Origin of the sequence: Mesorhizobium sp. M1E.F.Ca.ET.041.01.1.1 (assembly GCF_003997355.1) — a bacterium.
Taxonomy (GTDB): domain Bacteria; phylum Pseudomonadota; class Alphaproteobacteria; order Rhizobiales; family Rhizobiaceae; genus Mesorhizobium.
The window spans coordinates 1-22,525 of record NZ_RZSL01000034.1; the positions used below are offsets into that span (position 1 = coordinate 1).

Here is a 22,525-nt window from a genome sequence, read left to right on the forward strand (position 1 = left end):
TGCCTATGTCCCAGGGGTTGGGCATGACGAAGGTGGAGGCATGCAGATCGCGAAAAATCTTGCCCTTGTCCATGGCGGATCCTCAATCATGATCGGGGTTGTGAGGGGGAATTTATCGCGCGGGCCGGGGCCGGGCAAATGAATGCGTTCCGTTCAGAAGCGTTTCTCGTTTTCTGCTGACAATTTCTCGAACGCATCGGAACTCCTCACATAACGCGTCTTGGCCTTGTCCCAGCGATAGGTGACCGAAATATCGTGCGAGACCGCCTTGGGCGCCGCGTCCTCGCAGCTTTCGCCGCTTGGCGTCGTGGCATCGGTCACCGTCACCTTGATCGCCGCATAGGGCCGACCATGACCCTTGGTCTGGAAGGCGAGGTTCTGCGTGCGCCTGTAGGCGCAGTAATTTTCGTCGAACGTGTAGATTGTGTCGATCAATTCGAAGCGGTCGTCGCGGACCATGATCAGCAGCGTGCCGACATAGCCCTGGTTGGAGTTGAAATGCGTGCTCGTGGTGACGATGGCATCGTCGCCGGCGGCGATCGAAATTTTGCCGGGCTCGCGAAAAGAGGTGCTTCTGTCGACTGCCACGTTTGCGGTGTCGAGCAGTCTCGGCTTGCCGGAGAGATCATAGAGCGCCAGAACGGCGAAGCCCTCGGCGTCGTCGGATGAGTAGCCGAGGTCGTAGAGCATCGTCAGCCGGTCCTTGCCGCCGGCCTTGATGGCGAGTACGGCGGCGTCCGACAGGCTTGCGGTGGGAGGCGGCGAGCCGCCATCGTCATCGCCGGTGAGGTCACGCATCTGGATCGGCGCGGTGCCGTCATCCGGGATGATCAGCTTCGCGAGGTCGAGATAAGTCACGTCCGGGTGACCTGGAACGGCGCTGCCCGGTTCGGGAAAGCTGACGGTCTCTGCATCCGCGGTCGCCCACAGCCACGGCAACAGCAGGCAAGCGAACAGGAACCGAAGCAGGATGGATGTCATGCAGTGCCCCCTTGGGAGCGTGCAGGCTAGCATGGCTGACGGCGACAAACAGCCGGATTGTCCGCAGCGCAATGAACTCAGTGGATCGGCACCAGCCCGGCGAGTTCGCGCATGTCGTCGAACAGGATGCCGCCGGCCGCGGCCAGGCCGTCGCGGTCTGAGAACGGATCGGCGTGGTAGGAGAACACGCGCATGCCGGCGGCGATGCCCGCCTGGGTGCCTGCGACGCTGTCCTCGATGACGATGCAGCCGTCCGGCGCGAACCCCATTGTCTTTGCCGCATGGAGGAAGAGGTCGGGGAAGGGCTTGCCGCGCCCGACCATGGTCGAGGAGAACATGGCGTGCTCGAACAGCGGCAAAAGCCCGGTCTGGCCGAGCGTGATATGCATCTTCGAGATCCGGGCCGAGGAGGCGACGCAATAGGCGATGCCGGCCGCGCGCACCTTCCCGATGAAGTCGCGAACATAAGGGATCGCCTCGACGCCATGCGCGAACAGGTCCGGCAGGCCGGCGTTCCACCGTTCGACGAAATCGGTGCCGAGCCTGACCTCGGTCTCCGCCTCGATCTCTTTCTGCACCGAGGCCATGCTGCGGCCGGAGAAATGCTTGCGGCAATATTCGAATGTGGTTTGAAAGCCGGCCCCGGAGAGCCATTCGGCGAGGCGTTTGTTGGCAAGGTTCTCTGTGTCGACCAGAACCCCGTCGCAGTCGAAGATGACCAGCTTTGGAACTTGCATCAAGCGGTGCCGGTCGACCCGAAACCGCCGGCGCCGCGTGTCGTGCCGCCGGCGAGCGAGCGTTCCTCGCTGGCGACCTGCGTCACCGCGGCAAACACGATCTGCGCGATCCGCATGCCGCGCGTCACCGCGAAATCCTCATCGCCGAGATTGACGACCAGCACCTTCACCTCACCGCGATAGTCGCTGTCGATGGTGCCGGGCGTGTTGAGGCAGGTGAGGCCATGCTTGAAGGCGAGGCCGGAACGCGGCCGGACCTGGCCTTCCATGCCTTCCGGGATTTCCAGGATCAGTCCTGTCGGCACCAGCGCGCGCTTTCCCGGCAGGATGAGCAGCGGCCGGTCTTCCGGCACCGCGGCACGCAGATCCATTCCGGCAGCGCCTGAGCTTTCATAGGCCGGCAACGGCAAGCCCTCGCCATGCGGGAGCCTGACGAAACCGACGGTGGGGCCGATGACGGAGGAAGGATAGACAGCGGTGCGCATGAGCCCATTCCTATCGGCGCGAATGGCGATTCGGTCAACTCGGCGGCAAGCCTATCAACGGCTTTCTTTGAACGCGGTTCCGCCGGCTTTCAGCGCAACTCCACCGGAACGACGGTCGTCTCCTTGATTTCTTCCATCACGAAAGAGGCCGAGACGTCCGACAGCGCCACCTTGGCGATCAGCCGCTGGTAGAGCCGGTCATAGGCTTTGACGTCGGCGACGCGGGCCCTCAGCACATAGTCGAGGTCGCCGGACATTCGGTAGACGCCGGTGATCTCGGCAAAGCCGGTCACCGCCGCGCGAAACTTTTGCAGCCAGTCCGGGTCGTGGTTCGAGGTACGGATCAGGATGAACACCGAAAGCCCGAGCCCGACCTTGTCGGCATCGACCAGCGCCACGCGCCCGGTGATGACACCGTCCACCTCCAGCCGCCTGACGCGCCGCCAGCAGGCATTTCGCGACAGCGCCACGCGCTCCGACAACTGGTCGACGGAAAGCGTGCCGTCGCGCTGCAGCTCCGCCAGCAATCTTCGATCGATTGCATCGAGTTCATGGATCATATTGGGATGAATGTCCCAAAACTCTTCTCCATTCAAGGACAATTTGAGATCGATGAACCTTCGCCTCATGGCAGGTTACTCAGAATCGGGGCTCATCCCGGCAGGAGGGACCACCATGACGACACGGTTTACGGCACTCTTCACCGCTCATCCGGCCAAGGTGGGCGAGACCTATTTCGGCCACATGGCCTTCGCCGCCTGGTTCTGTTCCCGCCTGTCGATGGCAGCGGGCGCCGCGTTCGTTCACGCTTTCTTGCCATTTCTGTTCGAGACTACGGCCAGCCGGATCGTTCGCGAGCTCTATGAGCGCACGCAAAACAGAGGCTCAGACGCGGTGAAGGAGCCGGCGGCTCTCTTGGACCGCGCCTGATAGATGGTGGAAAGCGATGTGCCGGTGGGCGGCCTATCTTGGTGAAGCGGTCTTCCTCGAAGACATCATCACCGCGCCCTGCCATTCGCTGATTGCCCAGAGCCACTGCGCCCAGGAAGCCAAGTCGCCGACCAATGGCGACGGTTTCGGCCTTGCCTGGTATGGCGACCGGCCCGAGCCCGGCCTTTATCGCGACATCCTGCCGGCATGGTCCGATCCGAACCTGAAGAGCCTGTGCCGGCAGATCAAATCCGGCCTGTTCCTCGCCCATGTGCGCGCCTCGACCGGCGGCGCCACCAGCCGCATGAATTGTCATCCCTTCATTTCCGGCCACTGGTCGTTCATGCATAACGGCCAGATCGGCGGCTTCGAAAAAATCCGCCGCACGCTTGAGAATTCGCTCTGCGACGCCGTCTTCGACCAGCGCGAGGGCACCACCGATTCGGAGCTTTTCTTCCTGCTGATGATCGACGAAGGCATGTCCGACGACCCGCAGGGCGCTGTGGCGCGCGCCACCAGCCGCGTGCTGGAAGCCTCGCGCCGCGCAGGTCTCGAACCGGCACTGAAGCTGACTGCCGCCTTCTCCGACGGTCAGGCGCTCCATGCCGTGCGCTATGCCACCGACGATCATGCGCCGACGCTCTATACCGGCGCATTTGCCAAAGGCGCCGGCCGCTGCATCGTCTCTGAACCGTTCGACCGTGACGGCGGCGACTGGCAGGCGATCCCGCCGTCGAGTTTCGTCACCATGACCAGGGACGGCACAAGCATCCGTCCGTTTGCGCCGGCCGCCGCGCGGTTGGCAATGGCTGTGTAGTCTGTCAAACGTTGGGATCTTGGCGAAAGCCATCGTGACGTCCAATCTCCCCACCGTGGAGAGATTTCCGGCAGGAGAAAGGGGCGCATAGAGCAACAACCTCGACATGTTCAGTCGCAGCAATTTCGATCAAGCACCGTTGTCCTCCGGATGCTGAACTCGGCTTGAAGCCACATCGAAATCCGCCATGTTGACGGCGGCGCGCAGCAGCCGGAGCCTCGTCATGGACCTCGCCTTCTCATCCGCCACCGACCTCGCGACAATGATCGCCGAGCGCAAAATTTCGGCGGTCGAGGCCCTCGATGCGCATCTCGCGCAGATCGACCGGCATAACGAAGCGGTGAACGCCGTCGTCATCCTCGATCGGGAAGGCGCGCGCGGGGGCGCGGAGAAAGCCGATGCGGCGCTGGCGCGCGGCGACACGCCCGGCCCGCTGCATGGCGTGCCCTTCACCCTGAAGGACGCGCATGAGACGGCCGGCATGAAGACCACCGTCGGCTTTCCGCCCTTTGCCAATTATGTGCCGCAGAGCGACAGCCCGGTCGTCGCCCGGCTAAAGGCCGCGGGCGCCGTGCTGGTCGGCAAGACCAACGTCGCCGCAATGCTGGGCGACTGGCAGTCGGACAATCCGCTCTTTGGCCGCACCAGCAATCCGTGGGATCTGTCGCGTACGGCGGGCGGCTCCAGCGGCGGCGCCGCGGCCGCGGTTGCGACAGGCATGACGCCGTTCGAGGTTGGCACCGACATGCAGGATTCCATCCGCCTCCCTGCCGCGTTCTGCGGCGTCTATGGCCTGAAACCGACGGAGCATCGCATTTCGTTGGCCGGCGCTTTCCCCGATCCTGGCGGTGCGCCGCGCAGTGTCCGATTGATGTCATGTGTCGGCCCGCTCGCCCGGAATCCGGAGGACCTGGCGCTGATCTATCGGATCATTGCCGGCCCGGATGGAACCGATACCGACTTGGCGCCGGTGCCGATTGATCCAACGTCAAAGCTCCAACTGAATTCGTTGCGCATCGCCTTCGCCAGCACCTTCCCGGGTTTTCCAATAGCGGCCGAGATCAGCGCCGCGGTGGAAAGGTTGGCCGCTGGGCTGGCCTCCGCCGGCGCGAGCATTGGGGAAGCAAGACTGCCGAAGCTCGACCTGCATGACGATCTCGCCGAGGGCGGCCGGCTGATCGGCATGATGTTGGAGGCAGCACAGCCGGAACAGCCAGAGCAGCCGACGCCGGTGTCGCGCTGGTTCGCCGCACTTGCCCGCCGCGACCGATCGATCCTTGCCTGGGAGCGCTTCTTCGAAACCTGCGACGCCTTGCTCTGCCCGGTCGCCATGACCACGGCCTTTGCGCACTGCAAGCCGGGGACCACGCTCAAGGTCAACGGCAAGGACGAGAGCTACTGGATGCTGCCCGCCTATGGCGCGGTCTTCAACTATTCTGGACACCCGGCGGTGGCGATACCGTGTGGGCAAGACAGCAATGGCGTACCCGTCGGCCTGCAGCTCGTCGGCCGGCACTGGTCGGAAGCGCGGCTGCTCGGCATCGCCGCAGCGATCGCGCCGTTGGCTGGCGGGTTTCGCCGGCCGCCTGGCTACTGAGCGAAACGCGACAGCGCGTAGGGCGCCAGCAACGCATCGCGCTCGCTATCGAGGATTTCACGGGCGGCAAAAAGGCCGATCGCGGGTGCCAGCGTGATTCCGGAATGGGTGACGGCGAGATAGAGGCCGCCGACATCCTCGGCGCGGCTGACAATCGGAAATCCGTCGATCGGGGTCGGCCGGTAACCGACGGTATGAAAATCGAACTCCAGTCCATCGCCGCCGCGCAGCATCGCTTTCATCGTCGCGAACAGCTCGCGGGCGGTGGCTTCCGGATTCTCGCCCGGATCGCCGCCGCCGAAATCCGAGCCGGCGATGATGCGGCCCTCCGCCGTCTGCCGCATATGCAGTCTCTCGGCCAGCACCAGCCCGTTGAGCAGCTTCTTGTAGGGGCGCGAATGCACGATCAGGCCGGGCGGCGTCTCGACCGGCAGCTTGATGCCGGCCGTGGCGGCGATCGCCGGAGCGCCGGCGCCGGCGGCGATCACCACCTCGTCGGCGGTGATCGTTTCGCCCGAAATGACAACGCCCGTGACTTTGCTGCCGGACAGCGCCAGCGCGCCGACGGTCCCGGCGATGATCCGCGCGCCGCGCCGATCGGCATCGGTGAGCAAGGCCCTGGCTGTGGCGACCGGCTCGGCCACGCCCTCCTCGGCAACGTAAAGGGCGGAATCCGGAAGCTCGGCGAGGTTTGGCTCAATGCGCGCCGCCTGTTCGCGCCCAACCCGCTCGATGCCATAGCCCCAGGAAGAATGCTCGGCCGCATAAGCTTCGAGCCGGTCCGCCGGCAGGTCCCAGCACAGGCCGCCGCACCAGGCGAGCGGTAATCCCGGCAGGTCCTTCGCCAGCCGTGTCCACTCGGCCATGGCTCGGACGCGCAGGTGGAAATAAGTTTCGGGATTTCCCCAGCTGGCATTGATCCAGGCGAAGGAATTGGGCGTCGCGACGCCACCGGCGCCGCTTGTCGAGACGACCGTCACGCGCGCGCCGGCCTTCGTCAGATGCCAGGCGATCGAAGCGCCGATGATACCGGCGCCGATGACGATGACTTGTTTTGGGCTGCTCATGCTGGACCTTCGGGGAGATTTCCCCCGTCATGCCACCGCGCCGGCCATACCTCAAGGTAGAAGCGCTCAAGCGAGACGCGGCTACACGCTGCCCACCGCTGCCTTCTGAGTCCCGGCGAGCATGTCCTTCAGCTCTTCGCAGCGCCGCATGAGTCGGGAGGAGTCGAGCTTCTTCGCAAGCGCCAACGCGGTGCCGAGCTCCAGTTCCGCGCCGTTACGATCGTCGAGCTGAATGAGGAGCGCCGCGAGCGAAAGCCTGGCGTCTGCGACATTGATCGGCGAGCCGATCTCGTTCCAGAGCGAGCATGCGGTTTGCAGCTCCCGAACAGCCTCGGCGAGGCGTCCCTCCTGTATGAAAAGCTCTGCCTTGGCCTCGCCGGTCAGCGCCCGGATGGAGGCCATCGGCCAGCGCTGTGGCTGGGCCTCCAATTCGGCGATGACCTCTTTCGCGCGCTCGTATCGATCGGTGCGCGCCGCCACCTTGGCGAGCGTGGCAAGGACGATGCCGCGCCGCTGCAGTGTCGGCCAGCCGTTCCCGATCAGGGAACGTTCGAGAGCGCTGAAGGCCGCTTCTGCCTGTCCTTGCTCGAGTTGCAGCAGCGCGAGGCCGGGCTGCGGATCCCATCCTGCCGCGTGCGACGCGCGATAGGCCGTTTCGGCCTCGACGAGATCGCCGGCGGCGAGGTGAATATCACCCAAGACACGCAGTGCATCGCCCGTCGCCCAGGGCGCATCGAGCGCCAGCTGGTCGAGAGCGGCGCGCACCAGTGCCTCCGCTTCCTTCAGCGTGCCGTGAACGCCGAGCACCTCGGCCCGATGCAGCCGGCATGATCCCGACAGGTTCTCCAGCCCGTGTCCCTTGCACCAGTTTTCGTAGCCGGATGTCCATTGGTTGGCCCTCGCCCAGTCGCCGAAGTTCCGGCAGGACCAGAGGATGTTGCAATAGAGGATGCCGCCGACAACCGGATCTATGTCGCTTGAGAGGCCGAGCGCGGCGGCGAAATCCTGGTCCTCCTGGCCGGATTTGGTTTCCCCGAGGCAAAGTTTGAAGAAGCCGCGATAGATCAGCCCGAGCGATTCCACGACCGGGTCTTCAAGATGTTTGCCGACTTTGAAGGCCTGCTCGGCAAATGCGAGCGCCTGCTCGGGTTCCGCTTCCGCGCCCATGATGCGCGCCCCCATCCAGCACCACAGGCCGTGCTCCCTGCTCTCGGTGGCGCTGTCGATCAGCTGCGCGGCGCGCTTGTGCCAGCCCTTGGCAACGGCAAGCTCGCCTCTCTCCAGATGGATTTTGGCAAGCGTGATTGCCGGGGAGGCCGCGCGCAGCCGCTCGCCGGCCACGCCGTAGGCAGTCACGGCGCGTGCCAGAAGCGGGATGGCCTCAGCCGGCCGCCCCATGCATTCCAGTGCCAAGGCCCATTCTTCGAGATCGGCCGTCAGCAGCTCGTCGGCGGCATCCGCTTGGGCGAAGGAAGCCGCGGCCTCGTGCCATTTTCTGGCTGCAGCGGCCGCGCGTGCCGACAGGATTGGTGAGCCGGGGCTCGATGGCTTGTCGCCGCCATCGGCCGGAGCCGACCTTTTCTCCGAAGCGACCGCTTGATCGAGGCAGATCCGGTAGCCGAAGCGGGGCAGGTTGCGCAGCGCCGTCTCCAGGCCGCCCTGGCGCAGAACGCCGCGGGCTAGGCTCGCCACGCGCTGCAGCGACGCCTCGGTCACCGTCACGCCTGGCCACAGCGTTTCGAGCAACTCATCCTTGCTCAAGGCCCGGTCCTGGTGCCGCAGCAGCATGGCGAGGAAATCGAAGACCAGGGGCTGCACCTCGATCTCGCTTCCGGCGCGGCGAAGGGCGCGGGAGTTTTCGTTGAGCTCGAAGTCGCCGAAGCGATGAATTCCCATCGGCAGCAATCCCTGTAACGGCAATAGGCAAAGGATCAGAACAAGATAAGAGCGGCATAAGGACTGTTGGCCGCCTCTTGGGCAATTCTCCGTCTGCCTGGCGAGCCAAGCTGCAGTTTACCTCAGCGGCCCCGGGGATGTCACCGGCACCCGACCTGGTCGGGCGTCCGAAGGCATTTGAACCGCAGATCAAGGAGATTGTGAAATGCAGAAATACATCATCGAACGCGAAATTCCCAAGGTCGGCACCTTCGAGCGCGAGCAGCTTCGCGATGCCTCCAAGGCCTCGAATGCCGTTCTCGCCGAGCTCGGCCCGGACATCCAGTGGGTGGAGTCCTTCGTGGCGGACGACAAGACGTTCTGCGTCTACCTCGCCAAGGACGAGGCGATCATCCAGCGCCACGCCAAGATGAGCGGCTTCCCGGCCACCAAGATCACGCAAGTGAAGCGCCTGTTCGATCCGACGACGGCCTACGCCGCCGCCTGACGGGGAGGGATGGATCGTGAAGCTCCGCGGCATGTGAGCCGTGAGCGCGATTGGTTCTGACCTCTTCTTCGAGAAGCCTTTGGGAGGGTCATTCACTGGCCCTTCCAATGTCATCGTTTAAACCGATGGAGACATGACTATGACCATCTTCGGGCAGGACCTCGTCGCCAATCGATCCGCGCTTGGGTGCTCTTTCGCTACGGCCGTCGAAATCTGCCGTTCCGCCATAGGTCCCCTGGCGCGCATCATCCGCATCCGCAGGGATCGCGCCTGGCTGGACGAGTTGCCGGACTACCTGCTGCGCGACATCGGCGTCGAGCGCATGGAGATACGCTTGATCACCAGATTGGGCCGCAAGGTCGGCCGTAGCGAGCGGATCTGAAAGGACACGGGGTTCCCTTACCGGGTTGGCGGCTGCGCCGCTCGGACGACCCGATCTGCCCGAACCTGTCGACACGCCCAAAATGCGCTGCTAGAAGCCCGCGCCACAGACAGGATTTCACGAATTGGCAGAAGACATCGAACAGGCGGTATCGCGCCGCCGCACCTTCGCGATCATCGCCCACCCCGACGCCGGCAAGACCACGCTTACCGAAAAGCTGCTGCTGTTCGGCGGCGCCATCCAGCTTGCCGGCGAGGTCAAGGCCAAGAAGGATCGCATCCAGACCCGGTCCGACTGGATGAAGATCGAGCGCGAGCGCGGCATCTCGGTCGTCACCTCGGTGATGACCTTCGAGTATGACGACAACGTCTTCAACCTGCTCGACACGCCCGGCCACGAGGATTTCGCCGACGACACCTACCGCACGCTGTCGGCGGTGGATTCCGCCGTCATGGTCATCGACGCCGCCAAGGGCATCGAGCCGCGCACGCTGAAGCTGTTCGAGGTCTGCCGGCTGCGCGACATCCCGATCATCACCTTCGTCAACAAGATGGACCGCGAGAGCCGCGATCCGTTCGAAATTTTGGACGAAATCGAGCAGAAGCTGGCGCTGGACACTGCACCCGTCACTTGGCCGATCGGCCGCGGCAGGACGTTTTCCGGCACCTACCATCTGGCGCAGAACGCGGTGCGCCGGAGCGACGACGAGAAGGAGCGCACCCCGGTCAACGGTCCGGATTCCAATCGCGTCGCCGGGCTCTTGCCGGAAAACGAGCGCAACGACTTCATCGAGGAGCTGGAGCTCGCGCGGGAAGCGTGCAGACCCTTAGATGTCGACGCCTTCCGCGAAGGCCATCTGACCCCGGTCTATTTCGGCTCGGCGCTGCGCAATTACGGCGTGCGCGACCTGATCGAGGCTTTGGGCGCTTACGGCCCGCCGCCGCGCGCCCAGGCAGCCGATGAACGCACGGTGGAGGCGACCGAGGAGAAGATGACCTCCTTCGTCTTCAAGATCCAGGCCAACATGGATCCCAACCACCGCGACCGCATCGCCTTCGTCCGCGTCTGCTCAGGCAAGCTCGAGCGCGGCATGAAGGCAAAGCTGGTGCGCACCGGCAAGCCGATGAGCCTGTCGGCACCGCAGTTCTTCTTCGCCCGCACGCGAGTCACGGCCGACGAGGCTTTCGCCGGCGACGTCGTCGGCATCCCCAATCACGGCACGCTGCGCATCGGCGACACTCTCACCGAAGGCGAGGAGATCCTGTTCCGCGGCGTGCCGAATTTCGCGCCGGAAATCCTGCGCCGCGTCCGCCTCGGCGACGCCATGAAGGCCAAGAAGCTGAAGGAGGCGCTGCACCAGATGGCCGAGGAGGGCGTCGTGCAGCTCTTCTCGCCCGAGGACGGCTCACCGGCGATCGTCGGCGTGGTCGGCGCGCTGCAGCTAGATGTGCTCAAGGAGCGGCTCAACATCGAGTACACGCTGCCGGTGGATTTCGAGATGTCGCGCTTTTCCGTCTGCCGCTGGATTTCGGCCGACGACAAGGCTGAGCTGCAGCGCTTCATCGAAGGGCATCGCGGCGACATTGCCCGCGATCTCGACAACGATCCGGTCTTCCTCGCCCAGCATGCCTTTTCGCTGAACTATGAGGCCGAGCGCTGGAAGGCGATCCGCTTCGCCGCCGTCAAGGATTACCAGGTCCGCGACAAGGCGGCGTGATTCTGGTGAATGGTGAATAGTAAATAGTAAATAGTGAGTAGTAGTCGGGAAAGAGCGGCTGCTAATCCTCACCATTCACCATTCACTACTCACTACTCACTACTCACTAATTCTCACCCCTTCGCCGCTTCCTCGATCTTGGCGATGTCGATCTTGCCCATCTGCATCATCGCCGACATCACGCGGCCGGCCTTGGCCCGGTCAGGATCCTGAAGCAGGCGCGGCAATTGTTCCGGCACGACCTGCCAGGAAACCCCGAACTTGTCCTTCAGCCAGCCGCACCGGCCGGGCTGGCCTCCATCCTCGGTGAGCCTAGTCCAGAAATGGTCGACTTCCTCCTGCGTTTCGCAGTCGATCGACAGCGAGATCGCCTCGGTGAACTTGTATTGCGGACCGCCGTTGAGCGCTTGGAATTGCACGCCGTCGAGTTCGAACGAGGCCACCAGCACCTGGCCTTCGAGAGCATGGCCCTTGGGCCAGCGCATGGTGCTAAGCACCTTCGACTTCTTGAAGATGGAAACGTAGTGGTTCATGGCCTCCTCGGCCTGGCCGTCGAACCATAGGAAGGTGGTGATCTTTTGCATGTCTTGCTCCTCGGACTGTTCAGGTTGGTTCCATCTTCAACGGCTCGCCGGCGATCTGGTGCCGTTTCCGTCTGCCTCAAGGACGGGCCGGCGAGGCGCGATCCGACAGCGACTTTCAGATTTTCTTGAAGTTCCGTGGCGCAGTGCAAAACTGTGGCAAGGCCGGACCTTGGTCGCTATAACCGCTGCCGACCAAAATACAGCGCCGTCGCGCCACGCTCAGCGCGGCCAGCCAGCAAGGACAATCCGATGCCTGCCTATCGCTCCCGCACCACTACCCATGGCCGCAACATGGCCGGCGCCCGCGGCCTATGGCGCGCCACCGGCATGAAGGACAGCGATTTCGGCAAGCCGATCATCGCGGTGGTCAATTCCTTCACCCAGTTCGTGCCGGGCCACGTGCATCTAAAGGACCTCGGCCAGCTCGTCGCGCGCGAGATCGAGAAGGCCGGCGGCGTCGCCAAGGAATTCGACACGATTGCCGTCGATGACGGCATCGCCATGGGCCATGACGGCATGCTCTATTCGCTGCCGTCGCGCGAGCTGATCGCGGACTCCGTCGAATACATGGTCAACGCGCATTGCGCCGACGCCATGGTCTGCATCTCCAATTGCGACAAGATCACGCCCGGCATGCTGATGGCCTCGCTGCGCCTCAACATCCCGACCGTCTTCGTCTCCGGCGGGCCGATGGAGGCCGGCAAGGTGGTGCTCGCCGGCAAGGCGCAGGCGCTCGACCTAGTCGACGCCATGGTTGCCGCGGCCGACGACCGCGTTTCCGACGAGGACGTCAAGGTTATCGAGCGCTCGGCCTGTCCGACTTGCGGCTCGTGCTCGGGCATGTTCACGGCAAACTCGATGAACTGCCTGACCGAGGCGCTCGGCCTCTCGCTGCCTGGCAATGGCTCAACGCTGGCAACGCACGCCGATCGCAAGCGCCTGTTCGTCGAGGCCGGCCATCTGATCGTCGATCTCGCCCAGCGTTACTACGAGCAGGAGGACCAAAGCGCGCTGCCGCGCAGCATCGCTTCCAAGGGCGCCTTCGAGAACGCCATGGCGCTCGACATCGCCATGGGCGGCTCGACCAACACGGTGCTGCACATCCTCGCCGCGGCACACGAGGGCGAGGTCGACTTCACCATGGAAGACATCGACCGGCTGTCGAGAAAAGTGCCGGTGCTCTGCAAGGTGGCGCCGGCCAAGGCCGACGTGCACATGGAGGACGTCCACCGCGCCGGCGGCATCATGGCCATCCTCGGCCAGCTCGACCAGGCGGGACTGATCAACCGCGACCTGCCGACGGTCCATACGGCTTCCCTCGGCGAGGCGCTCGACCACTGGGACATCGCCCGCACCTCCGCCGAGAATGTGCGCGAGTTTTTCCGGGCGGCGCCCGGCGGCGTGCCGACGCAGGTCGCCTTCAGCCAGGATCGCCGCTGGGATGAGCTCGACATGAACCGCGAGACGGGTGTCATCCGTTCGGCAAAGACGCCGTTCTCGAAGGACGGCGGCCTCGCCGTGCTGAGGGGCAATCTGGCGCTCGACGGCTGCATCGTGAAGACCGCCGGCGTCGACGAGTCGATCCTGAAATTCACCGGCCCCGCCCGCGTCTTCGAAAGCCAGGACGCCTCGGTCAAGGCGATCCTCGGCAACGAGATCAAGGCCGGCGATATCGTCGTCATCCGCTATGAGGGACCGCGCGGCGGCCCCGGCATGCAGGAGATGCTCTATCCGACTAGCTATCTGAAGTCCAAGGGCCTTGGCAAAGCCTGCGCGCTGATCACCGACGGCCGCTTCTCCGGCGGCACGTCCGGCCTGTCGATCGGCCATGTCTCGCCGGAGGCTGCCGAAGGTGGGTTGATTGGTCTGGTCCAGGAGGGCGACACGATCGAGATCGACATCCCGAACCGCAAGATCCATCTTGCCATCAGCGATGCTGAGCTCGAAGCGCGCCGCGCCGCGATGACAGCGAAGGGCGCGGATGCCTGGAAGCCTGAGGAAAAGCGCAAGCGCAAGGTGACGACCGCGCTGCGCGCCTACGCCGCCTTCGCCACCAGCGCCGACAAGGGCGCCGTGAGGAAAGTGCCGGAGTAGGAGCGCTTTCCCTTCTCCCCTTGTGGGAGAAGGTGGCCGAGCGAAGCTCGGTCGGATGAGGGGTTTTCCAGCTTGGCGACACCTTTCGCCCAGCCTGATTTTCCCGCGCCTCACTCCGTCCAGCACCCCTCATCCGTCTTGGCGCTTCGCGCCAATCCATCTTCTCCCACAAGGGGAGAAGGAGAGGGCCGCGCTACGGCATCAGCTGATACTCATAAAGCCTCTGATAGAGCCCGCCGTGCTTGAGCAAGGTCTTGTGCGGGCCGCTTTCCTGCACCTTGCCACCCTCCAGCACCACGATCGTATCGGCCTGGTGCACCGTCGACAGCCGGTGCGCGATCACGATCGTCGTGCGTCCGACGGTGAGCTGCTGCAGCGCGTCGCGGAACAGCGCTTCCGATTCGGCGTCGAGCGCGCTGGTCGCTTCGTCCAGCAGCAGGATCTCGGCGTTGCGCAGCATGGCGCGCGCGATCGAGATGCGCTGGCGCTGGCCGCCGGAGAGCAGCGAGCCGTTCTCGCCTACTTCCGTCTCGTAGCCCTTGGCCATGGCGCTGATGAAGTCATGCGCATTGGCTGCCCTGGCGGCGGCGATGACCTCTTCGTCGGTCGCGTCCTCACGGCCGAGGCGGATGTTGTGCATGATGGTGCCGGCAAACAGGAACGTGTCCTGGCTGACATAGGCGATCTTCTGCCTGAGCGAATTGAGCGTTGCGAAGGATATGTCCTGGCCGTCGAACATCACCTTGCCGGTCTGCGGGTCGTACATGCGCATGATCAGATTGAGGATCGTCGACTTGCCGCTGCCCGATGGCCCGACCAGCGCCGTCATCTTGCCCGCCGCCAGCGTCAGGTCGAAGCCTTCGAACACCGGCGGGCTCTCCGGATAGGCGAAGCTGACATTGTCGAATCGGATTTCGCCCGGACCTGGCAGCAGCGGCTTGGCGTCGGGTTTTTCGGCGAGAGTCAGCGGCCGGTCGGCAAGCTGGAACATCATGCGCACGCCGACGATGCCGGTTTCCAGCGAAATGCGCACGCGCGCCAGGCGCTTGGCCGGCTCATAGGCAAGCAGCAGCGCTCCAATGAAGGCCATGATGTTGCCGGGCATCTGGCCGCCTTGCAGCACCAGGAAACCGCTGACGAAAACGGCGCCGGCGATTGCCAGGCCGGCCAGCGTTTCCATCACCGGGCTGGTGGCGGCCTCCAGCGTGGCGATGTTGTTGGCGCGGTTCTCGACGTCGGAAACTGCCTTGTACATGCGCTTGCGCATTGCGCCTTCGAGATTGAAGGATTTGACGACGCGCACGCCGATCGCCGTCTCCTGCATCACATGCACGATCTGGCCGAGCGAGCGGAATTCCATCGAGGCGATCTTGCGGACGCGCTTCAGGATGCGGTTCACCCCATAGATTGCGACCGGCCCGATGACGAAGCAGATCAGCGACAGCGCCGGCTGCTTCCAGACCATAACTGCCACCAGGGCAATCAAAGTCACCAGATCACGCACATAGGATGTGACGACGAGATCAAGCACGCTGCGAGCCGCCTGCGCGTTGTTGGTCATGCGAGTGATCAGTTCGGACGATGAGGTCGCATGGTAGAACTCGATGCCTTGCGCGAGGATACGGTCATAGATCTTGCGTTGCCGGTCGGCGATGATGGCGTTGCCAACGCGGCTCATGAGGTACGCTTGGACGAAATTGGCGATGCCCTTGGCGATGAAGATCGCGGCGACCGCCAAGGCAATCCAGTTAACGCGTTCGACTCTTTTATAGATCACGAATTCATTGGTGATTACGCTAAGGATCCAGGCGCTGGCTGCGGTCGTGGCGGCCACCACCAGCATCGACACCATGGCGGCGCCATAGCCGAATTTATGCTCGTGGAAGGATTCCCTCACCAGCCTTGCGATGAGGTGCTGGTTTTCCGTCGAACGGAAGAAGCGAAACAACGGCCGATCCCACGCCTGTGATTTTCGGATTCGCCATGGGGGCGAGAGGCGGCTTATAGAGCGAGTTGCCGCCGGATGGAACCTTTCGCTATCGGCGAAAGAAACCGCTGCGGCAGGGTGTCTTTTCGGCCACGATGGCCGCCGATTCTACCAAGGGGATGACGAGAATGGATTTCGACCTCATTGTGCGCGGCGGCACGCTGCCGGATGGCAGGATTGCCGACATCGGCATTGCCGGCGAAACCATCCGCGCGATCGAGCCTCAACTGTCGGGCTCGGCCCATACCGAGGTCGACGCGCGCGGCAACCTTGTCTCGCCGCCTTTCGTCGATCCGCACTTCCATATGGACGCCACACTCTCCTACGGCATCCCGCGCATCAACGCCTCCGGCACGCTGCTGGAGGGCATCGCGCTCTGGGGCGAACTGAAGCCGCTCTTGACGCATGAAGCCGTGCGCGACCGCGCGCTCGCCTATTGCGACTGGGCGGTGTCAATGGGCCTGCTCGCCATCCGCAGCCATGTCGATGTCTGCGACGACCGGCTGCTCGCGGTGGAGGCGCTGCTCGACGTCAAGAAAACGGTCGCACCCTATATCGACCTGCAACTGGTCGCCTTTCCGCAGGACGGGCTCTACCGCTCGCCGACGGCGCGCGAAAACACCATCCGGGCGCTCGATCTCGGCGTCGACATCGTCGGCGGCATTCCGCATTTCGAGCGCACCATGGCCGACGGCACGCGCTCGGTGACGGAGCTTTGCGAGATCGCCGCCAAGCGCGGCCTGATGGTCGACATGCATTGCGACGAGACCGACGACCCGCTGTCGCGCCATATCGAGCAGCTCGCCTATGAAACGCAGCGCCTCGGTCTGCAGGGCAGGGTGGCCGGCTCGCACCTCACCTCCATGCACTCCATGGACAATTACTACGTTTCGAAGCTCTTGCCGATGATTGCCGAAGCCGGCGTCTCGGCGATCCCCAATCCGCTGATCAACATCATGCTGCAGGGGCGTCACGACACCTTCCCGAAGCGGCGCGGCCTGACCCGGGTGAAGGAGATGCTGGCGCTCGGCATCCGCGTCGGCTGGGGCCAGGACTGCGTCCTCGACCCTTGGTATTCGCTGGGCACGGCCGACATGCTCGACGTCGCCTTCATGGGCCTGCATGTCGCCCAGATGTCGAGCCCGGCCGACATGGCGCGCTGCTTCGACATGGTGACCAATGTCAACGCCGCCATCATGGGCCTCGACCATCTCGGACTTGCGGTCGGCAAGCGCGCCAGCCTTGTCGTGCTCGACGCCGGCAATCCGATCGAGGCCGTACGCCTTCGCCCCGAACGTCTTTGCGTCATCGCCAGGGGCAAGGTGGTGGCGGAGCGCACCAGGCAGGAGACCAGGCTGTCGATCGCCGGGCGGCCGGAGAGCGTCAACCGAAGGCATAAGTCTGCTTAGTGTCTCCGCGTGGAGCAGGGAACGAAGCGACGCGTAAAGCCGCTACAAGGTCGAAGAACGCGGCGCGCAACGTGAGATTTGCAGCGTTCCTTCGCGCCCCCCTCTGGCCTGCCGGCCCCTCAAAGTTCCTGCATCGCCGCAACGCCCTGTGCACTCACCACTAGAACCGGCGGCTTTCCGCCGCTGGTCTTACGGATTTCGCTCGTCAAGCCGCCGGCTTACGGCTAGGGAGCCGGCATGGCCCAGACCATCGCCCGCAATTTCACGATCCGCAACGTCCTGCTCGCCGGCATCCTCTTGATGCTGGCCGGCGACTTCATGTTCGCGCTGAACGACGCGATGGGCAAATGGCTGGTTGCCTCCTTCTCCGTCGGCCAGGTGGTGCTGATCCGCTCCATCGGCGCCTTTTTCGTGCTAGGGCCGATGATCGCCAACCAGGGCGCGGGCAAGCTGTTCCAGATGGAAAGGCCGCTGCTGCAGCTCCTGCGCGTGGTGGCGACCACGCTCGATACCGGGCTCTTCTATGCGGCTGTCGTCTATCTGCCGCTTGCCGACGTGATGAGCTTCTACATGGCCGGACCGATCTATGTCGCCGCGCTCTCGCACCTCCTGCTCGGCGAGAAGGTCGGCTGGCGCCGCTGGCTGGCGATCCTGGTCGGCTTCTGCGGCGTGCTGATCATCCTGAAACCCTCCTCGGCGGCCTTCTCGCTGTCGTCGACCTACGCCCTGATCGGCAGCATCGCCTTCGGTTTCGCCATCATCCTCGGCCGGCGTTTGCGCGGAACGAGTGACACGACACTGGTGACCTGGCAGACCATCGGCACGCTGATTGTCGGCGGGGCGTTCACCATCGGCACCTGGCGGACGCCCACCGGGCTTGATTTCGGCGCCATGCTCTTGCTCGGCGTCGTCTCCTGCGCCGCCCATCTGATGATCACCAGGGCGTTGAAGCTGGCGCCGGCCTCGACGCTGGCGCCGCTGCATTACAGCCTGCTTCTGTGGGCTGTCGTCTTTGGCCTGGTCTTCTTCGGCGACGTGCCGAGCCCGCGCATCCTGGCCGGCTCGGCGATCGTCGTGCTCGCCGGCATCTTCATCTTCCATCGCCAGAAGGTGGTGGAAACCGTCGTGCCGCCCGAGAACGTGCCGAAGGGCGTGAACTAGAGCAATTCCAGGAAAAGTGTGTAACGGTTAGGCTCGGCGACTTCGCCGTAGCCTTCCGTCCGGAATTGCGTCGAAACAATCCGTTTCCGTGGAACGGTGAGCTCAACCGCAATTTCACGAAAGTATTTTACGGTGCAATCGCCTGTCGGGTGCAATCGGCGATTGATTCTTGGCGGGACAGGCAGGATATTCGCAACCTGGGAAACCGGGGTATGGGGGGAATGATGGGTAGTTTCTCTATATGGCATTGGCTTATAATTCTGGTCCTTATCGCCTTGCCATTGGTATTTGTCTTAAGAGCGCCGCCCTCTGGAGCCAATCGTTTCGGAGACACCCCGCCTTCAATGAATTTCGGTGAGGCTGTTTCAAGTTTTTTCCGAAACTATGTGAATTTTTCCGGCAGGGCCAGTCGGTCGGAGTTCTGGTACACCTACCTCTTCATCTTCATCGTCGGCGTCATTGTGGTCATAGTTGATGCTGTTGTCGGAAATGAAGCTGTCTCATCGATCTGGAATCTTGCGATCCTTGTGCCGACGCTTGCCATGACCACTCGGCGGCTGCATGACATCAACAGAAGCGGTTGGCATCAGCTGCTTGCATGGTTATTCCCCGTCGGTACCATCGCTCTGCTTATTTGGTATTGCAGAAAGTCTGACGAGACAGGGGCGCTGAATGAGATCCAGAGGGTTTTCACGTAAGGTCGCTGGAACTCTGCAACCGATCTCATTTGGAACTGCTCGAGCCCAGCCGCACGGCCGCAAGATGGCGTGAGAATTCGGATGCCTCCATCAGCGCCTTGCAACGCGCGAAGCGGCCGTCGGCGTAGGCGCGGAAATCGTCGACCGGGTTGTCGTTGGCGAGTTGGATCAGTCCCCACAGCGTCCAGAGCAGGTCGCACATCGCCTTGTGGATGACGACGCGGCCGCGCTCGGCCGGCCTCGCCTCGCCGCCGAAATAGGCGCGCATCATCTCCTCGTCCTGGGCGACGTCGAACTTGCCCTCGACGGAGAGGTCGCCGAGGTCCCACAGCGGATCGTTCATGCCGGAATATTCCCAGTCGACGATCCACATCCGCTCGCCCGTATCGAGGAAGTTCTCGCAAAGCGGATCGCAGTGGCAGGCGGCGAGCTGGATCGGGTGCGTGGCCAATGCTTCGCGCACGCTGCCTGCCTCGCGCACCACGTCGTGATAGCCCGGTGGCAGCGCGACATCCTTGGTCGACAGCACCTTCAGATAGTCGTCGATCATCGCGAACAGCTCGAAGCGGAAAGGAAAGACGGCGCCGGACGAATGCAGCTTGCGGAAGGCCTCGCCCGCGCGCGCCGGGCTCCCCTTGCGCGTCTTGAACTTCTCCGGCGACATCGTCTCGGCACCGGCGATGAAGCGCGTCGCCATCACGCCCGATGCCGGATCGGCATAGAGCACCTCGGGGCTGACGCCGGCCTTGGCCGCCTCGCGCGCCGCTACCGCCTCATTGGCGCGGTTGATGTATTCCTGCGTGCCCTTGCCGGGAATGCGCAGGCAGACGTCGCCAGCTTGGTAAACACGGTTGGTGAGGCCGCCCAGCCGCTCCAGCGGACCCTCGTAGCCGGCAAGCGCCGGAATGGCGGCCAACGCCGCGCGCGCCTCTTCCATCGTCACCCCCTTTACCATCACGCCATGTTTATGGCGGAACGGTTCCACAGTTTTTGCCGCTTGGCTACCATGGCGGACGCGAATCGGCGGCGGGAGCGGCAATGACGGACGGCAAGCACAACAGCGCGCTGGGCGCGGCTTACGCGGCGACGCGGCCGGACGAAGTCGCGGCGATCTACGACAACTGGTCCGAGACCTATGACGCCGACATGTCGGCCGCCGGCTATCGCCATCCGACGATCTGCCTGGCGCTGCTTGCCCGGCATCTGCCGCGCGGTGCCGAACCCTTGCTCGATGCCGGCGCCGGCACCGGCCTGATCGGCGAGTGGCTCGCCATCACTGGCTATCCACGTGTCGAGGCGCTCGACATCTCGCAAGGCATGCTGGACAAGGCTGGGGCGAAGGGTGTCTACACGGCCCTGCATCGCCTGGCGCTGGGCGGTGCCTTGCCGTTCGCCGACGGCGCCTATGCCGGCATCGTTTCGGCCGGGGTCTTTACATCCGGCCATGTCGGGATCGAAGGCCTGGACGAACTGATCCGCATCTGCCGTCCAGGCGGCATCATCGTGCTGACGGTGAAAAACACACTCTGGCAGTCCGGCTTTGCCGAGCGCATCGCCGAGCTCGAGGCAGAGGGTGTCATAACGCGCGTCGAAGAGACACGGCCTTACGCCTCGATGCCCGGCGAGGCCGACACGGTGCCGAGCCGAGGCCTGGTGCTGCGCGTCGGCTGACCGCTTCCCGAGCTTAGGCCCTGATCTTCTCTCCCGCCGGATCATACATCGGCTCGAGATGGATCTTGGCCGGCGTGCGTTCCATCGCCACCACCAGCTCGTAGTCGCCGGAAGCGAGGAAATCGTCGCTGACGCCATCGGCGTTGCGCACATAGCCGTAGCCGATGTTCTTCTCCACCGTGTAGCCGTAGCCGCCGCTGGTGAGATAGCCGACCGCCTCGCCATTGCGCAGGATCGTCTCGCGGCCGAGCAGCACGATCTCCGGATCGGCCACCGTGAAGCCGGCAAAACGTTTAGCGAGCGGCTTGGCGGCCACTTTCTCCAGCGCGCGCCGCCCGACGAAATCGGTGTTCTTCCTGAGCTTCACCGCCCAGCCAAGGCCAGCCTCCTGCGGCGTGTCGTTCGGCGTGATGTCCGAGCCCCAGGCGCGGTAGCCTTTCTCCAGCCGGAGCGATTCCAGCGCCCGGTAGCCGACCGGCCGGATGTCATGCTTCTTGCCCGCCGCCATCAGCGCGTCAAAAATCTCGCCGGTAGCGGCGATAGGCACATGCAGTTCCCAGCCGAGCTCGCCGACATAGGTGACGCGCAACGCCCGCACCGTGTGGCCGGCAATTCCGACTTCGCGGGCGTGGCCGAAGGGGAAGGCTGTGTTCGAGACATCGGCGTCAGTCACCGCCGACAGCACGTCGCGGGCGCAGGGCCCCATCAGCGACAGCGTGCCGAAATCCTCGGTGACATCTTTCAGCGTCGTGTCGAGACCCTGTTCGATATGGTCGCCGATCCATGAGAGATCATGCGTGCGGAAGCCGGTGCCGGTGACGATGTAGAACCGGCTCTCGCCAAGCCTCGCCACGGTGAGGTCGGCCTCGATGCCGCCGCGCGTGTTGAGAAGCTGCGTGTAGGTCAGCCGTCCCACCGGCTTGTCGACGTCGTTGGCGCAGATCCAGGCGAGCGCCTTCAGCGCATCAGTGCCGGCCATCTCGTATTTGGCGAAGGAGGATTGATCGAAGATGCCGACCTTCTCGCGCACATGCCGGTGCTCGTCGCCGACCGGGCCGAACCAGTTCTGCCGCCCCATCGAGTAGATGTCTTCGGGCTCGACGCCGTCGGGCGCGAACCAGTTCGGCCGCTCCCAGCCGAGCTTGGAACCGAACACGGCGCGGTGCGTCTTCAGCCGCTCATAGAGCGGCGAGACGATGCGCGGCCGGCCGGACAGGTATTCCTCATGCGGGAAGCCGATCGTGTAATGCTTGCCATAGGCTTCCAGCGTGCGGTCGCGGACCCAGTCGCGGTCGCGGTGCAGCCCGGAAAAGCGCCTGATGTCGACCACCCAGAGGTCGAGCGGCGCCTCGCCGTCGACCACCCATTGCGCCAGCACCCAGCCGGCGCCGCCGCCGGACGCAATGCCGAACGCGTTGAAGCCGGCGCCGACGAACATGTTGGAGCATTCCGGTGCTGCGCCGAGGATGAAATTGCCGTCCGGCGTGAAGCTTTCAGGCCCGTTGATCATCTGCTTGACGCCCGCATGGGCGAGCGCCGGCACCCGCTCGATCGCCCGGGCCATATGCTGCTCGAAATGGTCGTAGTCGTCGTCGAACAGGCGGAACTCCCAGTCGTTGGGAACGTCGCCCCCGGGGAGATCAGTCGTCCAGGCCTGGGGGTTCGGCTCGTAGCCGCCCATCACCAGCCCGCCGACTTCTTCCTTGAAATAGGTGCGGCGGTCGGGGTCGCGGATCGTCGGCGCATCCGTCGCCAGACCCTCGATCTTCTCGGTGATTATATACTGATGCTTGACCGGCTGCAGCGGCACGTTGATGCCGGCCAT

The 22,525-nt window shown here is 64.1% G+C and carries 22 protein-coding genes; 11 read left to right on the forward strand and 11 right to left on the reverse strand.

Features of this window, described 5'->3' with window-relative positions; genetic code table 11:
• The 5 genes from EOA38_RS40210 to EOA38_RS05415 all read right to left on the reverse strand — a co-directional run.
• On the reverse strand, positions 1-73 hold a 73-nt coding region (locus tag EOA38_RS40210; protein ID WP_245479927.1), incomplete at its 3' end, for an isocitrate lyase/phosphoenolpyruvate mutase family protein.
• 80 nt (positions 74-153) lie between these two features.
• Entirely contained in the window at positions 154-981 is an 828-nt protein-coding gene (locus EOA38_RS05400) for a hypothetical protein (protein WP_127298689.1), read from the reverse strand.
• A gap of 77 nt (positions 982-1,058) precedes the next feature.
• Entirely contained in the window at positions 1,059-1,718 is a 660-nt protein-coding gene (locus EOA38_RS05405; protein WP_189350397.1) for an HAD family phosphatase, read from the reverse strand.
• Positions 1,718-2,203, reverse strand: coding sequence for a dUTP diphosphatase (gene dut, locus EOA38_RS05410; protein ID WP_127298690.1), 486 nt, complete (start codon positions 2,201-2,203; stop codon positions 1,718-1,720). Before dut ends, EOA38_RS05405 begins: the two co-directional genes overlap by 1 nt.
• Before the next feature lie 89 nt (positions 2,204-2,292).
• Positions 2,293-2,763 carry an Lrp/AsnC family transcriptional regulator gene (locus EOA38_RS05415; RefSeq protein ID WP_127298691.1) on the reverse strand — a complete coding sequence of 157 codons (471 nt, stop codon included), beginning with the start codon at positions 2,761-2,763 and terminating at the stop codon, positions 2,293-2,295.
• A 115-nt stretch (positions 2,764-2,878) separates the two neighbouring features.
• Here EOA38_RS05415 and EOA38_RS05420 point away from each other — a divergent pair, with 115 nt between their 5' ends.
• From EOA38_RS05420 to EOA38_RS05430, 3 genes are all read left to right on the forward strand, one after another.
• A complete protein-coding gene (locus EOA38_RS05420) occupies positions 2,879-3,133 on the forward strand; it encodes a DUF6356 family protein (protein WP_127298692.1) in 255 nt (84 codons plus the stop codon).
• Positions 3,134-3,149: 16 nt separating this feature from the next.
• Positions 3,150-3,950, forward strand: coding sequence for a class II glutamine amidotransferase (locus EOA38_RS05425; RefSeq protein ID WP_127298693.1), 801 nt, complete (start codon positions 3,150-3,152; stop codon positions 3,948-3,950).
• Positions 3,951-4,173: 223 nt separating this feature from the next.
• Positions 4,174-5,547 (forward strand): amidase, encoded by a 1,374-nt coding sequence (locus tag EOA38_RS05430; protein ID WP_127298694.1) that lies wholly within the window; start codon positions 4,174-4,176, stop codon positions 5,545-5,547.
• Here EOA38_RS05430 and EOA38_RS05435 read toward each other — a convergent pair.
• Positions 5,541-6,614 carry an FAD-binding oxidoreductase gene (locus EOA38_RS05435; RefSeq protein ID WP_127298695.1) on the reverse strand — a complete coding sequence of 358 codons (1,074 nt, stop codon included), beginning with the start codon at positions 6,612-6,614 and terminating at the stop codon, positions 5,541-5,543. The two genes, EOA38_RS05430 and EOA38_RS05435, sit on opposite strands and share 7 nt — an antisense overlap.
• An 81-nt stretch (positions 6,615-6,695) precedes the next feature.
• A complete protein-coding gene (locus EOA38_RS05440; protein WP_127298696.1) occupies positions 6,696-8,510 on the reverse strand; it encodes a winged helix-turn-helix domain-containing protein in 1,815 nt (604 codons plus the stop codon).
• A 205-nt stretch (positions 8,511-8,715) separates the two neighbouring features.
• On the opposite strand from EOA38_RS05440, the gene EOA38_RS05445 reads away from it, so the two are divergent.
• The 3 genes from EOA38_RS05445 to EOA38_RS05455 all read left to right on the forward strand — a co-directional run bounded on the left by EOA38_RS05445 (position 8,716) and on the right by EOA38_RS05455 (position 11,096).
• Positions 8,716-8,997, forward strand: a complete 282-nt coding sequence (locus EOA38_RS05445) for a DUF4242 domain-containing protein (RefSeq protein ID WP_067003570.1) — start codon at positions 8,716-8,718, stop codon at positions 8,995-8,997.
• Between the two features lie 139 nt (positions 8,998-9,136).
• Positions 9,137-9,379: a DUF1127 domain-containing protein gene (locus EOA38_RS05450; RefSeq protein WP_189434510.1), complete on the forward strand. Its 243-nt coding sequence runs from the start codon at positions 9,137-9,139 to the stop codon at positions 9,377-9,379.
• Positions 9,380-9,503: 124 nt separating this feature from the next.
• Complete coding sequence (locus EOA38_RS05455) at positions 9,504-11,096, forward strand: peptide chain release factor 3 (RefSeq protein WP_126090484.1); 1,593 nt, start codon at positions 9,504-9,506, stop codon at positions 11,094-11,096.
• 113 nt (positions 11,097-11,209) lie between these two features.
• Here EOA38_RS05455 and EOA38_RS05460 read toward each other — a convergent pair whose 3' ends face one another.
• Entirely contained in the window at positions 11,210-11,680 is a 471-nt protein-coding gene (locus EOA38_RS05460; protein WP_127298698.1) for a VOC family protein, read from the reverse strand.
• Positions 11,681-11,929: 249 nt separating this feature from the next.
• Here EOA38_RS05460 and ilvD point away from each other — a divergent pair, with 249 nt between their 5' ends.
• Positions 11,930-13,774 (forward strand): dihydroxy-acid dehydratase, encoded by a 1,845-nt coding sequence (ilvD, locus tag EOA38_RS05465; protein WP_127298699.1) that lies wholly within the window; start codon positions 11,930-11,932, stop codon positions 13,772-13,774.
• A gap of 193 nt (positions 13,775-13,967) precedes the next feature.
• On the opposite strand, the gene EOA38_RS05470 is transcribed toward ilvD, so the two are convergent.
• A complete protein-coding gene (locus EOA38_RS05470; RefSeq protein ID WP_127298700.1) occupies positions 13,968-15,722 on the reverse strand; it encodes an ABC transporter ATP-binding protein in 1,755 nt (584 codons plus the stop codon).
• A gap of 167 nt (positions 15,723-15,889) precedes the next feature.
• Here EOA38_RS05470 and EOA38_RS05475 point away from each other — a divergent pair, with 167 nt between their 5' ends.
• From EOA38_RS05475 to EOA38_RS05485, 3 genes are all read left to right on the forward strand, one after another.
• Positions 15,890-17,170, forward strand: coding sequence for an amidohydrolase family protein (locus EOA38_RS05475; protein ID WP_127298701.1), 1,281 nt, complete (start codon positions 15,890-15,892; stop codon positions 17,168-17,170).
• A gap of 237 nt (positions 17,171-17,407) precedes the next feature.
• On the forward strand, positions 17,408-18,331 hold the full coding sequence (locus tag EOA38_RS05480; protein WP_127298702.1) for a DMT family transporter: 924 nt from the start codon (positions 17,408-17,410) through the stop codon (positions 18,329-18,331).
• A 224-nt stretch (positions 18,332-18,555) separates the two neighbouring features.
• The gene (locus tag EOA38_RS05485; protein WP_127298704.1) at positions 18,556-19,029 is read left to right on the forward strand and encodes a DUF805 domain-containing protein; all 474 of its coding nucleotides are present in this window, start codon (positions 18,556-18,558) and stop codon (positions 19,027-19,029) included.
• Between the two features lie 25 nt (positions 19,030-19,054).
• Here the strand turns inward: EOA38_RS05485 and EOA38_RS05490 are convergent, their stop codons facing one another.
• On the reverse strand, positions 19,055-19,972 hold the full coding sequence (locus EOA38_RS05490; RefSeq protein ID WP_127298705.1) for a phosphotransferase family protein: 918 nt from the start codon (positions 19,970-19,972) through the stop codon (positions 19,055-19,057).
• A gap of 95 nt (positions 19,973-20,067) precedes the next feature.
• Between EOA38_RS05490 and EOA38_RS05495 the strand changes: the two genes are divergently transcribed.
• Entirely contained in the window at positions 20,068-20,700 is a 633-nt protein-coding gene (locus tag EOA38_RS05495) for a class I SAM-dependent methyltransferase (RefSeq protein WP_127298703.1), read from the forward strand.
• A gap of 13 nt (positions 20,701-20,713) precedes the next feature.
• On the opposite strand, the gene EOA38_RS05500 is transcribed toward EOA38_RS05495, so the two are convergent.
• Positions 20,714-22,525: FAD-dependent oxidoreductase (locus tag EOA38_RS05500; protein WP_145965925.1), on the reverse strand; the 1,812-nt coding region annotated here is incomplete at its 5' end.

Bases quoted from the DNA above. Each gene is read 5' to 3' on its own strand.
- EOA38_RS05400 (WP_127298689.1), bottom strand. From the start codon at position 981: ATGACATCCATCCTGCTTCGGTTCCTGTTCGCTTGCCTGCTGTTGCCG.
- EOA38_RS05405 (WP_189350397.1), bottom strand. From the start codon at position 1,718: ATGCAAGTTCCAAAGCTGGTCATCTTCGACTGCGACGGGGTTCTGGTC.
- dut (WP_127298690.1), bottom strand. From the start codon at position 2,203: ATGCGCACCGCTGTCTATCCTTCCTCCGTCATCGGCCCCACCGTCGGT.
- EOA38_RS05415 (WP_127298691.1), bottom strand. From the start codon at position 2,763: ATGATCCATGAACTCGATGCAATCGATCGAAGATTGCTGGCGGAGCTG.
- EOA38_RS05420 (WP_127298692.1), top strand. From the start codon at position 2,879: ATGACGACACGGTTTACGGCACTCTTCACCGCTCATCCGGCCAAGGTG.
- EOA38_RS05425 (WP_127298693.1), top strand. From the start codon at position 3,150: ATGTGCCGGTGGGCGGCCTATCTTGGTGAAGCGGTCTTCCTCGAAGAC.
- EOA38_RS05430 (WP_127298694.1), top strand. From the start codon at position 4,174: ATGGACCTCGCCTTCTCATCCGCCACCGACCTCGCGACAATGATCGCC.
- EOA38_RS05435 (WP_127298695.1), bottom strand. From the start codon at position 6,614: ATGAGCAGCCCAAAACAAGTCATCGTCATCGGCGCCGGTATCATCGGC.
- EOA38_RS05440 (WP_127298696.1), bottom strand. From the start codon at position 8,510: ATGGGAATTCATCGCTTCGGCGACTTCGAGCTCAACGAAAACTCCCGC.
- EOA38_RS05445 (WP_067003570.1), top strand. From the start codon at position 8,716: ATGCAGAAATACATCATCGAACGCGAAATTCCCAAGGTCGGCACCTTC.
- EOA38_RS05450 (WP_189434510.1), top strand. From the start codon at position 9,137: ATGACCATCTTCGGGCAGGACCTCGTCGCCAATCGATCCGCGCTTGGG.
- EOA38_RS05460 (WP_127298698.1), bottom strand. From the start codon at position 11,680: ATGCAAAAGATCACCACCTTCCTATGGTTCGACGGCCAGGCCGAGGAG.
- ilvD (WP_127298699.1), top strand. From the start codon at position 11,930: ATGCCTGCCTATCGCTCCCGCACCACTACCCATGGCCGCAACATGGCC.
- EOA38_RS05475 (WP_127298701.1), top strand. From the start codon at position 15,890: ATGGATTTCGACCTCATTGTGCGCGGCGGCACGCTGCCGGATGGCAGG.
- EOA38_RS05480 (WP_127298702.1), top strand. From the start codon at position 17,408: ATGGCCCAGACCATCGCCCGCAATTTCACGATCCGCAACGTCCTGCTC.
- EOA38_RS05485 (WP_127298704.1), top strand. From the start codon at position 18,556: ATGGGTAGTTTCTCTATATGGCATTGGCTTATAATTCTGGTCCTTATC.
- EOA38_RS05495 (WP_127298703.1), top strand. From the start codon at position 20,068: ATGACGGACGGCAAGCACAACAGCGCGCTGGGCGCGGCTTACGCGGCG.